General features: G+C 63.7%; 11 protein-coding genes. 8 read left to right on the top strand and 3 right to left on the bottom strand.

Going from position 1 to position 12024, the window contains the following annotated elements:
- Positions 1–3: 3 nt before the first annotated feature.
- The 3 genes from IVB50_RS16625 to IVB50_RS16615 form a co-directional block, all read right to left on the bottom strand.
- Positions 4–237: a DUF2171 domain-containing protein gene (locus IVB50_RS16625; protein ID WP_007610829.1), complete on the bottom strand. Its 234-nt coding sequence runs from the start codon at positions 235–237 to the stop codon at positions 4–6.
- Positions 238–321: 84 nt separating this feature from the next.
- Complete coding sequence (locus IVB50_RS16620) at positions 322–708, bottom strand: nuclear transport factor 2 family protein (protein WP_247296578.1); 387 nt, start codon at positions 706–708, stop codon at positions 322–324.
- A 19-nt stretch (positions 709–727) separates the two neighbouring features.
- Positions 728–2404, bottom strand: coding sequence for a glutamine--tRNA ligase/YqeY domain fusion protein (locus tag IVB50_RS16615; RefSeq protein WP_247296576.1), 1677 nt, complete (start codon positions 2402–2404; stop codon positions 728–730).
- A gap of 166 nt (positions 2405–2570) precedes the next feature.
- Here IVB50_RS16615 and gltX point away from each other — a divergent pair, with 166 nt between their 5' ends.
- From gltX to IVB50_RS16575, 8 genes are all read left to right on the top strand, one after another.
- A complete protein-coding gene (gene gltX, locus IVB50_RS16610; protein ID WP_247296574.1) occupies positions 2571–3998 on the top strand; it encodes a glutamate--tRNA ligase in 1428 nt (475 codons plus the stop codon).
- A 169-nt stretch (positions 3999–4167) separates the two neighbouring features.
- Positions 4168–5472, top strand: a complete 1305-nt coding sequence (gene gltA, locus IVB50_RS16605) for a citrate synthase (protein WP_018458093.1) — start codon at positions 4168–4170, stop codon at positions 5470–5472.
- Between the two features lie 177 nt (positions 5473–5649).
- Positions 5650–6828 carry an ROK family transcriptional regulator gene (locus IVB50_RS16600; protein ID WP_247296572.1) on the top strand — a complete coding sequence of 393 codons (1179 nt, stop codon included), beginning with the start codon at positions 5650–5652 and terminating at the stop codon, positions 6826–6828.
- A gap of 57 nt (positions 6829–6885) precedes the next feature.
- On the top strand, positions 6886–8172 hold the full coding sequence (locus IVB50_RS16595; protein WP_247296570.1) for an ABC transporter substrate-binding protein: 1287 nt from the start codon (positions 6886–6888) through the stop codon (positions 8170–8172).
- On the top strand, positions 8169–9092 hold the full coding sequence (locus IVB50_RS16590) for a sugar ABC transporter permease (RefSeq protein WP_085362119.1): 924 nt from the start codon (positions 8169–8171) through the stop codon (positions 9090–9092). The genes IVB50_RS16595 and IVB50_RS16590 overlap by 4 nt, the downstream gene beginning before the upstream one ends.
- Positions 9085–9942, top strand: coding sequence for a carbohydrate ABC transporter permease (locus tag IVB50_RS16585; protein ID WP_018458097.1), 858 nt, complete (start codon positions 9085–9087; stop codon positions 9940–9942). The genes IVB50_RS16590 and IVB50_RS16585 overlap by 8 nt, the downstream gene beginning before the upstream one ends.
- 10 nt (positions 9943–9952) lie before the next feature.
- On the top strand, positions 9953–11062 hold the full coding sequence (locus IVB50_RS16580) for an ATP-binding cassette domain-containing protein (protein ID WP_247296567.1): 1110 nt from the start codon (positions 9953–9955) through the stop codon (positions 11060–11062).
- Complete coding sequence (locus IVB50_RS16575; protein ID WP_247296565.1) at positions 11059–11826, top strand: SDR family oxidoreductase; 768 nt, start codon at positions 11059–11061, stop codon at positions 11824–11826. Before IVB50_RS16580 ends, IVB50_RS16575 begins: the two co-directional genes overlap by 4 nt.
- Positions 11827–12024 lie beyond the last annotated feature (198 nt).

Here is a 12024-nt window from a genome sequence, read left to right as displayed (position 1 = left end):
CCGCTACTTTTCCTCTTCCATCGTCACGGCCACATCCGCCTTGGCCGACAGCCTGACCTTGTTGCCCTCGATATCGGCGACGAGGCCCTTGTCGATGAAGTGATGATGGCCCTTGTGGCTGCCCTCGCCGCTGTCCTTCTTGGTCAGCTTGATGCGATTGCCTTCGACCTTGTCGACGGTGCCGATGTGGACGCCGTCGGCGCCGATCACTTCCATATGCTCTGCGATGTTCTGCATGGTGGGTTCCTTGTTGGACCCACCCCAACGCGCGGGGAGCACGTTCGTTCTCTCACGAGAATGACGAAGCCGTGTGCCCGCTCGTCAGATCAGCGGCGCCTGCGACGAAGCATGGTGATTGACGATCTTCCAGTCGCCGTCCTCGCGCATGATGACCCAGCTCATCTTGACCGAGAAATCGGGGCGTTCGCCGGCGAGATCGAACGAGATGGTGGCGGCCATATTGATCAGATCAGGACCTGCCTGCGCCGCCGTCACCTCGGAAAACACCGCGCTCGGCTTGCGCCAGCGCGGCAGGCCGTTGAAATAGTCTGCGACGCCGGCCCTGCCCCGGTAGAGCTTTGGGTTGGAGCCGAAGAAGAAGGCATTCCTCGCATAGAGCGATGAGAGCGCGGCCGCATCGAGCGTGGCGAAGCCGGCGCGCCATTTCGCGATGATGGCGGAAACGATAGCGTCGGCTTCGTTGCTCATTGTGGCCTCGCAGCTCTTTTCAGCCTTTGGCAACTTCCTTCGCGAACGTGTCGCGCAGACCGATAGTCCTGGAAAATACCGGTCTGTCGGACGTCGAGTCCTTGTCGCGCACGAAATAGCCCTGGCGCTCGAACTGCATCGGCTCGGTCGAATTGCTTTCCGCGACCGATGCCTCGACGCGGGCATTAGCAAGAATTTCCAGTGACTGCGGATTGAGGTCGGCGGTGAAGTTCGAGGCGTCCGGGCTCGGTTTGGCAAACAGCTGATTGTAGATGCGGATTTCCGCGGGCACGGATGTCGCCGCCGGCAGCCAGTGCATGGTGGCCTTGACCTTGCGGCCATCGGGCGCGTTGCCGCCCTTGGTCGCGGGATCGTAGGTGCAGCGCAGCTCCACCACCTCGCCGGCATCGTTCTTGATCACGCCGATGCACTTGACGAAATAGGCGTAGCGCAGCCGCACCTCGTTGCCCGGCGACAGACGGAAGAACTTTTTCGGCGGGTTCTCCATGAAGTCGTCCTGCTCGATATAGAGCTCACGGCCGAACGTGATCTTGCGGGTGCCGGCGGAGGGATCATCCGGATGGTTGATCGCCTCGAGCTCCTCGGTCTGCCCCTCGGGATAATTCTCGATCACGACCTTGAGCGGCTTAAGCACCGCCATGCGCCGCTGCGACGTGCGGTTCAATTCCTCGCGGATGCAGAATTCCAGCATGCCGACGTCGACCACGCTATTGGCTTTCGCAACGCCGATGCGCTTGACGAATTCGCGAAGCGCGGCCGGCGGCACGCCGCGGCGGCGCATGCCCGCCATGGTGGGCATGCGCGGGTCGTCCCAGCCCGCGACATGGCCCTCGCGGACGAGCTGGGTCAGCACACGCTTGGACAGCAGCGTGTAGGTCAGGTTCAGCCGCGCGAATTCGTACTGGTGCGGCTTCGAGGGCACCGGCAGCTTCTCGATGAACCAGTCGTAGAGCGGCCGATGGTCCTCGAACTCCAGCGTGCAGATCGAGTGCGTGATGCCTTCGATGGCGTCCGACTGGCCGTGGGCATAGTCGTAGCTTGGATAGATGCTCCATTTGGTCCCGGTGCGCGGATGGTGCGCATGCAGGATGCGGTACAGCACGGGGTCGCGCAGATTGATGTTGCCCGCCCCCATGTCGATCTTGGCCCGCAGCACGCGCGCGCCGTTCGGGAATTCGCCCGCCTTCATGCGACGGAACAGGTCGAGGTTTTCATCCACGGTGCGATCGCGGAACGGCGAGTTCTTGCCGGGCTCGGTCAGCGTGCCGCGCGCAAGACGAATCTGCTCCTGGGTCTGGTCATCGACATAGGCGAGCCCGTCGCGGATCAGCTGCTCCGCCCATTCGTAGAGGCGGTCGAAATAGTCCGAAGCGAAGAACAGGTTCTTGCCCCAGTCGAAGCCGAGCCAGCGCACGTCGGCCTGGATGGAATCGATATATTCCTGCTCTTCCTTGACCGGATTGGTGTCGTCGAAGCGCAGATGGCAACGGCCCGGAAACTCTTGGGCGATGCCGAAATTGAGCGCGATCGACTTGGCGTGGCCGATATGGAGATAACCGTTCGGCTCCGGCGGGAACCGGGTCACGATCTCCTTGTATTTGGCCTGCTTGAGGTCGGCCTGGATGATGTCACGAATGAAATCGCGCCCAACCTCGTTCGCCACCGGTTCTGTCATTACGAAAATCCTGTAGGGAAATCAGCGGCCCTTCTGCCAAATTCCCTTGGCTGAGCCAAGGGCTTAAGCAAGGTCTCAAGCAACCCTTGGCGGTCCGCTGCCGGGCTTTAGTTATGCTCCGGTCCTGTTATATACCAGCGCCTCCAATGCATAGGCCCTGCCAAGAATGACCTCTCCCGTCGTCACCCGTTTCGCTCCTTCGCCGACCGGCTTCCTCCATATCGGGGGCGCGCGCACGGCGCTGTTCAACTGGCTCTATGCGAAGAAGCACGGCGGCAAGATGCTGCTCCGGATCGAGGACACCGACCGGGAGCGCTCCACCGAGGCCGCGATCGGCGCCATCCTCGACGGCCTGAAATGGCTGGAGCTCGGCTGGGATGGCGACGTCATCTACCAGTTCAGCCGCGCCGCCCGCCACCGCGAGGTCGCCGAGCAGCTGCTCGCCGACGGCAAGGCCTATCGCTGCTACGCCACCGCCGAGGAGCTCACCGCGATGCGCGAGAAGGCGCGCGAAGAGGGGCGCACCCGCCTCTATGACGGCCTGTGGCGCGACCGCGATCCGGCGACGGCCCCAACCGACGTGAAGCCCACCATCCGGCTCCGTGCGCCCCAGACCGGTGAGACCGTGATCGAAGACCAGGTCCAGGGCCGCGTGGTCTGGCAGAACGAGAATCTGGATGACCTCGTCCTGCTGCGCGGCGATGGCAACCCGACCTACATGCTCGCTGTGGTGGTCGACGATCACGACATGGGCGTCACCCACGTCATCCGCGGCGACGACCATTTGATCAACGCGGCCCGCCAAAAGCAGATCTACGACGCGATGGGCTGGACGCTGCCGAGCATGTCCCACATCCCCCTGATTCATGGCCCGGACGGCTCAAAGCTCTCCAAGAGGCACGGCGCGCTTGGCGTCGATGCCTACCGCGCCATGGGGTACCTCCCGTCCGCGCTCCGCAACTATCTCGTCCGGCTCGGCTGGAGCCATGGCGACCAGGAAATCTTCTCGACGGAGGAGATGATCGCGGCGTTCGATCTTGCCAGCGTCGGCCGCGCAGCAGCGCGCTTCGATTTTGCCAAGCTGGAAAACCTCAACGGCCACTACATCCGCAATGCCGACGATCAATCACTCGTGAAGATGTTCGAGGACGTGCTCGACCACGTCGTGCCCAGCCGCGACGAGCTTAAGGCCAAGTTAAACGACACCACGCGCGCGCAGCTCCTGAAGGCCATGCCGGCCCTGAAGGAGCGCGCCAAGACGCTGATCGAGCTGATCGACAGCGCCTATTTCATTTTCGCGGACCGGCCGCTGGAGCTTGACCCGAAGGCGGCGGCGCTGCTGACGCCTGAGAACCGCAAGCTGATCGGCCAGCTTCATTCCGCGCTGGAGAAAGTCGAGACGTGGAGCGCGGCCAATGCGGAAGCCGCGCTGCGCGCCTTTGCCGAGGAAAATAGTCTCAAGCTCGGCGCGGTCGCCCAGCCGCTGCGGGCCGCGCTGACCGGACGGACGACGTCGCCCGGCATATTCGAGGTTTTGGACGTCCTGGGACGCCAGGAAAGCCAGGGCCGGCTTAAGGATCAGGCTAAGGACTAGCTGAGGGCCAGCCTACGACGTAAGTCGACCATGCGTGGCGCCATCTTGCAGCGCACACAGCAATAATATACCCATCTCACCCGTACCTTCTGGAACATCCGGCCTGCCCCGCGATATCTCATCGGGGCCTCCGGGTCCGGCCCGTTTCACCATACATCGGGGACCTCTGATGGACGCCAAACCAAGCAATAAGACCGCCACACTGACGGTCGGAAACAAGAATTTCGATCTTCCGATCCACAGCGGCAGCGTCGGGCCCGACGTCATCGATATCGGCAAGCTCTACGGCCAGTCCGGCCTGTTCACCTACGATCCGGGCTTCACCTCGACCGCGAGCTGCCAGTCCAAGATCACCTATATCGACGGTGACGCGGGCGTGCTGGAATACCGCGGCTATCCGATCGAACAGCTCGCCGAGAATGGCGACTTCCTCGAGACCTGCTATCTGCTGCTGTTCGGGGAGCTTCCGACCGCCGCGCAGAAGAAGGATTTCGACGACCGCGTGATCCATCACACGATGGTGCACGAGCAGATGGCCCGCTTCTTCCAGGGCTTCCGCCGCGACGCCCATCCGATGGCGATCATGGTAGCGGCTGTCGGCGCGCTCGCCGCGTTCTATCACGACTCAACCGACATCAACGATCCGAAGCAGCGCATGATCGCCTCCATGCGCATGATCGCCAAGATCCCGACGCTGGCTGCGATGGCCTACAAATACACGGTCGGCCAGCCCTTCGTGTATCCGAAAAACTCGCTGAAGTTCGCCGAGAACTTCCTGCACATGTGCTTTGCCGTGCCGTGCGAGGACTACAAGATCAACCCGGTGCTGGCTGACGCGCTGGACAAGATCTTCATCCTGCACGCCGACCACGAGCAGAACGCCTCGACCTCGACCGTGCGTATCGCCGGCTCCTCCGGCGCCAACCCGTTCGCCTGCATCGCGGCCGGCATCGCCTGCCTGTGGGGCCCGGCCCATGGCGGCGCCAACGAAGCAGCGCTCGCGATGCTCGCCGAGATCGGCTCGGTCGACAAGATCCCCGAGTTCATCGCCAAGGTGAAGGACAAGAACTCTGAAGTCCGCCTGATGGGCTTCGGTCACCGCGTCTACAAGAACTACGATCCGCGCGCCAAGATCATGCAGAAGATGTGTCACGCCGTGCTCAAGGAGACCGGCCATGGCGACGATCCGATGCTGAAGGTGGCGCTCGAGCTCGAGAAGATCGCGCTCAGCGACCAGTACTTCATCGACCGCAAGCTCTACCCGAACGTCGACTTCTATTCGGGCATCACGCTGAAGGCGATGGGCTTCCCGGTCTCGATGTTCACCGTGCTGTTCGCGGTCGCCCGCACCGTCGGCTGGATCAGCCAGTGGAGCGAGATGATCGAGGATCCGCAGCAGAAGATCGGCCGTCCGCGCCAGCTCTACACCGGCGTCACCCGCCGCGACTACGTTGCGATCAACAACCGGAAGTAAGATCGAGCCCATCACGGCTTTCGAAGCGGCGCCATCTCCGGATGGCGCCGTTTTGTTTTGCACGGACACAACCCTGCTGCCGCGCACAACAACAAGTCGGCGCAATATCTCGGCCGACGCTTGACGTCGCAACGCTTCGCGCGCAAATTCTTACTCTAAGTAAGAATGACGACAGGGATGGAAATGCCGGAGCAGCCGAGAAGTCGGCGGCAGACGCGTGCTGCCATTTTGATTCATCTGCTTCAGTCAGGCGCGTCGTTTCGCCCGCCGCTGGCCAAGGCCGTGCGCCTGTCGGAAGCGAGCCTGTCGCGCATCCTGTTCGATCTGAAGGCCGAAGGCCTGATCGAGGAAGTGCGGCGCCCTGCCCCTTATGTCGGCGGCCCGACGGGCCTCGTGTCACTCGATAAAGCGGTGGCGCTCGCGGCGTTCGAGCTGACCACTCAGCGGCTCAGCGTCGGGGTCGGGGGCCTGTCGGGCGAACTGCACTACACCGGGCATGTGCCGCTGCCGAAGACGCCGACCGTCGCGACGGTCGGCCGGGCGTTTCGCGAAGCGATGACATTGCTGCGCGAGTGGACGCGGCGTCGACGTATCCCCCTCGCACAGATCGGCGTCTCGATCCCGGGTCTCGGCCGGCTGGGCGCGTCAGGCAATCCGATCATTCCCTGCGATGTCGGGCGGATCAGCGAGATGTTCGGCGAGACGCTTCCCGGCGTGCGGGTCGAGTTCACCAATTCGGTCGTCGCGCACGCCATCTTTCACCGTTGCCGCACGGAGCATTATCCATTCAGCGGCGCGCATCTCTTCGTCTTCGTCGGTCAGGGCGTCGCGGGCACCTGGATGGATGACGCGGTCGAGGACGATGCCCTCCAGCCGGTCGAGCTCGGCCACATGGTGTTCGGAGCCGACGGACCAATTTGCCGCTGCGGTCATCATGGCTGCGTCGAGGCTTATACGTCGCTTCCCGCTTTGGCCGAGCTTCTTGGCGTCGCGGAAGCCGAGTTGCTTGAGCTCGGCAGCGAGTGGGTGACCGCGATGCCGCTCTCGTCGCGCGTGCGGCAGGAATTGCGCCGGCGGCTGTTCCGGCTTGGCCTTGCGATCGGCAATACGCTAAACGTGAAGCCATGCAAGGGCGTCGCGATCAGCGGCTGGCCGTCGCTCCTCACCGAGGACGATCGCAACGCGCTCGTCGAGGGGATCGACGCCAGCCTGTTGGGCGGCCGCAAACACGCGCAAGTGTCGCTCGCTTTCGTGCCGCCGTCGAACGGCAACGATCCGCGGGCGGCGCTGGCATTCGCGTCTTTCTGCCTCGCTTGCCGCGGCGGCATGCCGGCCGCATCGGCCGAGGCCGCCTGACGTACCTGATGCCGCGCGGCTCTCGCGCGAAAGAGTTCACACCGGGAGGAAATTGCCATGCCGATCACGACAACAAGGCGCCAACTGCTCGCCGGATCTGCGGCCGCGCTCGCGCTGCCGGCATTCGCCCGCGCGCAAGGCGCGATCAAGCCGCGTCTGACTGCGATCTCGCAATGGTCCGCAGGTAGCGATGGGGCGGCCATCACGGCACTCGGCAAGAAATTCGAGGAGAAAGGCGGGGTTTGGCAGCACTCGCCCGTCCCCGGCTTCACCACCGAGATGATGAACAAGCTGCGTGCCCAGATCATGGCCGGCGATCCGCCGGCCTGCTCGCAGCTCAAAGGTCCCGAGATCGCGGCCTGGTCCAAGATTGCCCCAACCGTCGATCTCGATGCCGTCGTCGCTGCCGCCGACTACGAAAAGGTTGTCGCTCCGGATCTTGCAAAATTGCACAAGCCGGGAGGCAAGTGGATTGCACTGCCGTTGCAGATCTACAGCACCAACATGCTGTTTCTCTCCAAACGCGCGATGGACAAGGCCAAGGCCGACAAGGTCCCCGTCACATGGGCTGAGTTCAACGACCTCGCCGAGAAGATGAAAGCAGGCGGCGTCCCCTATCCCATCGCCAACGGTGGCACCCGCCCGGACGACGGCCAGAAATTCGAGGCCGCTTTGGCGGGCATCAGCCCCACCGCTTACCGCGCAGCCATCATGAATCTCGACAAGAAGGCCCTGGAGGGCCCCGAGATAAAGGCTGCCTTCGTACAGGTGCGCAAGATTGCCGACTGGATGGACCCCAACGTCGGCGCCCAGCACTTTTCGACCAACTTGAAGCGCTTTGTCGACGGCGACATGGGGATGATGATCATGGGCGGGTGGGCGCAGGGCGTCTTGCGCAACGCCGGCTTCAAGTTCGAGGACTTCATCATCGCCCCGGGCCCGAGCGACAATAGCAAGCCGGTCTTCCTGTTGAATGCCGATGCCTTCATATTCTGGCAGCGCAAGGAGCCCGACCTGCAGGCCGGCCAGACGCTGATGGCCCAGCTCGTCATGGATCCGGCGATCCAGACTATGTATTCGCAGATCACGGGATCGATCCCCGTGCGCACCGATGTCGATCTCTCCGGCGAAGGCTGGTCGGACGGGCAACGGCGGACCGCAGCAGCCCTGAAAGACGCGATTGCCAGCAATCAGGCCGTCCTCAGCCTTGCGCACAACATGGCGCAGGAAAACGGCATGACCGCAGCGATGATCGACGTGATCACGGAGTACGTGAAGAACAAGACGATCAAGCCGGAGCAAGCGGCCATACGCCTCGCCGAAGCCGTCGAGAGCTCACGTTGACGATCGCCGTCTCGACAACACCGGGCCGGCCGGCGGCCTCTGGCTGGGTACGCCGGCTGCCTGAATATCTGACGATCTGGGTGCCGCTGCTGTTGTCCGCCGCGCATCTCATTGCGTTTACGCTGTGGACGATCTGGATATCGTTCACGCCGTCCACTCTGGTCCCGGTCTCGGGCTGGGTCGGCTTGCGCAACTATTCTGCGGTCGCCGCATCGCGGAACTGGCAGATTGCCTTGGACAATCTGCTGCTGTTTGGCAGCGCCTTCGTGTTGCTGAGCCTGGCGACCGGTCTCATCCTTGCGATCCTGCTCGATCAGCGCATTCGCGGCGAGAACCTGCTGCGGTCCATCTTCCTCTATCCTCTGGCGGTGTCATTCGTGGTCACCGGCACGGTCTGGAGTTGGCTGCTCAATCCCGGCCTCGGGATCCAGAAGCTGGTCCGCGACCTCGGCTGGACCTCCTTCCGGTTCGACTGGCTGATCGACCGCGACATGGCCATTTGGACCATTGTCATCGCTGCGATCTGGCAATCGTCCGGTTTCGCCATGGCGCTGTTCCTCGCCGGCCTTCGCTCCGTCGACGCCGACCTGATCAAGGCCGCGCAGATCGACGGCGCCGGACCGATCCGAATGTACCGGCGTGTCATCCTGCCGACCCTTTGGCCGATCACCATCACCGTCATCGTCATCCAGCTGCAGTTCGCGATTTCGACCTTCGACCTCGTCCGCGCGCTCACCAATGGCGGACCCGGGATCGCCACCCAGCTGCCGGCCCTCGTCGTCTATGACCTGATGTTCCAGCGCAGCCTGCTCGGACGCGGAGCGGCGGCGGCAGTGCTCATGTTGCTCATTCTTCTTGCGGTTTTGCTGCCCTATGCAGCGTGGCGTTATGTCCAGCGGCGGCGGGCGATCCATGCGTGAGCGAACCATCGCGCCAAGCCGGATTCTGATCTATCTCGTCGTCTCGCTGATCGCTGCAGCATGGCTCGCGCCATTGGTTGTTGTCGTGCTGAACTCGCTCCGCACCAATGAGGAGATCGCGCAGGCGTCGATGATCGGCTGGCCGAAGCAATGGGCATGGAGCAACTACGCCGCGGCCTGGAGCGGTTTCTGCGTCGCCGAGACCTGCGCCGGCATCCGGCCGTACATGCTGAACTCCGCGCTCGTCACGATTCCCGCGACGATTTTCTCGACCCTGCTCGGTGCTGTCGCCGGTTACGCTGTGTCGCTCTGGCGTTTTCGCGGCGATAACTGGATCTACGGCATCGTGACCCTCGGCCTCTTCCTTCCCCAGCAGATGCGCTTGCTTCCCTGGACCATCGTGTTGCGCGATACGGGCCTGATGAACACGCTAACGGGCCTGGTCGTGATCCACACGATCCAGGGACTCTCCTTTACGGTCTTGTTCTGCCGAAACTACTACACTGCCATCCCGCAGGATTTGATAAGAGCTGCGCGCATCGATGGCGCAGGGTTCTTTCGTATTTTCTGGCGCATCATCCTGCCGCTCTCGCCGCCTATTCTGGTCGTCACCGTGATCTGGCAGTTCACGCATATCTGGAACGAATTTCTCTACGGCGTGACATTCACGACTGGTCAGCAACAGCCCGTCACCGCCGCGCTGATCGCGCTATCCGCAGCAGTCGCGGACATCCCGCAGCATGGCGTGCAGAGCGCGGCGGTGATGATCGCCGCCCTGCCGACCCTGCTGATCTATCTGATCGGCGGCAAGTATTTCGTGCGCGGCCTCACCGCCGGGGCCGTGAAATGATCGGATTGTCATGGCAGCCCTAAGCATTCGCTCCTTGTCCAAGCGCTACGCCAATCTGGAGGTGCTGAAGGGCATCGATCTCGACATCGAGAGCGGCGAATTCACCGTGCTCGTTGGCCCATCCGGCTGCGGCAAGTCCACGCTGCTCAACATCATCGCCGGGCTCGACCTCCCGAGCGCAGGCACCGTGGAAATCGGCGGACGTATCGTCAACGACATTCCGCCGAAGGACCGCGACATCGCGATGGTGTTCCAGTCCTACGCGCTCTATCCGTCGATGACGGTGCGCCAGAACATCACCTTCGGCATGGAATGCCGTCACGTCCCGAAGGCCGAGCAGGAAAAGGCGCTGGCGAATGTGGCCAGGCTGCTCCAGATCGAGCCGCTGCTCGGCCGCAAGCCCTCGCAGCTCTCCGGCGGCCAGCGCCAGCGTGTGGCGATGGGCCGTGCGCTGGTGCGCGATCCCCTGCTCTTCCTGTTCGACGAGCCGCTCTCCAATCTCGACGCCAAGCTGCGCGTCGAGATGCGGATGGAGATCAAGCGGCTGCACCAGCGCATCGGCGCCACCATCGTCTATGTCACACACGATCAGATCGAGGCGATGACGATGGCGACGCGCATTGCCGTGATGCATCGCGGCGTGGTGCAGCAGTTTGCCGACCCGGATACCGTGTATCGCTATCCCGCCAATCTGTTCGTGGCCCGCTTCATGGGCTCGCCGCCGATGAACACGATGCCGGCACGGCTCGACGCTGATGCCAGCGGCCCGGTGGTCGTGATCGGCGCGGGACGGCCGGACGAGGTCCGCCTCCGCCTTGGCCAATACGACGCGGCGGCCCCCTTTGTCGGCCGTGACGTGGTGGTCGGGATCAGGCCGGAATGCATCGCCGAGGGCAGCCGCGTGTTCTCCGCCGATCCGCCCGTCGTCGTCAACGCGCCGGTGGAGATGGTCGAGCCGACGGGAGCCGAAACGATCGTGCTGCTGCGGCTTGGCGGCGAGCCTGCGCTGGCGCGCATCACGCCGGACATCCGCCCCACACCGGGCGCCGCCGCCCCGTTCGCGCTCGACACGCGTCGCATCTGCCTGTTCGACCCCGAGACGGAGCGACTGATCGCATGACAAGAACGAGCTATGCCGGCCTTAGGGACCGCGTGGTGTTGATCACCGGTGGCGCCAGCGGCATCGGTGCCGCCTTCGTGCGGGCGTTCGCGGCGCAAGGGGCGCGCGTCGCGTTCCTGGATCTCGATGAAGCAGCCGGCCGGGCGCTGGTCGCGGAAGTGAAGGCCGCGGCCGGGACCGTACCCTTGTTCGTGCCGTGCGATCTCCTCGACATCGACGCCTTGCGCGGCGCCATGGCGCAGGTCCGGGGATCGCTTGGCGATGCCGCGGTCCTCGTCAACAACGCCGCCAATGATCAGCGTCAGGTGCTGGCCGAGGTGACGCCGGCCGAATTCGACTGGATGATCGGCGTCAACCTCAAGCACGTCTTCTTTGCCGCGCAAGCGGTGGTGCCGCAGATGCAGGCGCGCGGCAGCGGTTCGATCATCAACATGTCGTCGATTGCCTGGATGCGCGGCGCGCCGGGGCTGCCTGTCTACGCCGCGGCAAAGGCCGCGATCGTCGGCTTCACCAACTCCCTGGCCCGGTCGCTCGGGCCCGACCGCATCCGCGTCAACGCGATAGCGCCGGGGATGGTGATCACGGAGCGTCAGCGCCGGCTGTGGTACCCGGACGACCAGGTGATCGCCGAGCTGCGCACGCGTCAGGCCATTCCCGACGCGGTGACGCCCGACGACATCGCCAACATGGCGCTTTTCCTCGCCTCGGACGACAGCCAGCGCATCACGCGGCAGTGTTTTCAGGTCGACGCTGGTCTCGGCTAGAGCGTGTACTCACAAACCCGAGCTGCCTCGTAGAGGTCCGCTCCGTATCTGATAGCAGTCGCGTTGGCGTAACTCTCCCTGGGTCCGAGTTGGGCCAATGGACTAAACCGCTCGCGCGGTAGAACGCCGCGGCTGGCGACACGGCGAAGCAATAGGCGACAGCTCATCGTGACGAGCGGGGCAATTAGCTCGTAGCTG

It is taken from the genome of Bradyrhizobium sp. 87 (genome assembly GCF_023073015.1).
In the GTDB taxonomy this organism is placed as follows: domain Bacteria; phylum Pseudomonadota; class Alphaproteobacteria; order Rhizobiales; family Xanthobacteraceae; genus Bradyrhizobium; species Bradyrhizobium canariense_D.
Note: the sequence above shows the minus strand (reverse complement) of the source record. Positions and strands in the feature narration are given on the sequence as shown.

Bases quoted from the DNA above. Each gene is read 5' to 3' on its own strand.
- IVB50_RS16625 (WP_007610829.1), bottom strand. From the start codon at position 237: ATGCAGAACATCGCAGAGCATATGGAAGTGATCGGCGCCGACGGCGTC.
- IVB50_RS16620 (WP_247296578.1), bottom strand. From the start codon at position 708: ATGAGCAACGAAGCCGACGCTATCGTTTCCGCCATCATCGCGAAATGG.
- IVB50_RS16615 (WP_247296576.1), bottom strand. From the start codon at position 2,404: ATGACAGAACCGGTGGCGAACGAGGTTGGGCGCGATTTCATTCGTGAC.
- gltX (WP_247296574.1), top strand. From the start codon at position 2,571: ATGACCTCTCCCGTCGTCACCCGTTTCGCTCCTTCGCCGACCGGCTTC.
- gltA (WP_018458093.1), top strand. From the start codon at position 4,168: ATGGACGCCAAACCAAGCAATAAGACCGCCACACTGACGGTCGGAAAC.
- IVB50_RS16600 (WP_247296572.1), top strand. From the start codon at position 5,650: ATGGAAATGCCGGAGCAGCCGAGAAGTCGGCGGCAGACGCGTGCTGCC.
- IVB50_RS16595 (WP_247296570.1), top strand. From the start codon at position 6,886: ATGCCGATCACGACAACAAGGCGCCAACTGCTCGCCGGATCTGCGGCC.
- IVB50_RS16585 (WP_018458097.1), top strand. From the start codon at position 9,085: ATGCGTGAGCGAACCATCGCGCCAAGCCGGATTCTGATCTATCTCGTC.
- IVB50_RS16580 (WP_247296567.1), top strand. From the start codon at position 9,953: ATGGCAGCCCTAAGCATTCGCTCCTTGTCCAAGCGCTACGCCAATCTG.
- IVB50_RS16575 (WP_247296565.1), top strand. From the start codon at position 11,059: ATGACAAGAACGAGCTATGCCGGCCTTAGGGACCGCGTGGTGTTGATC.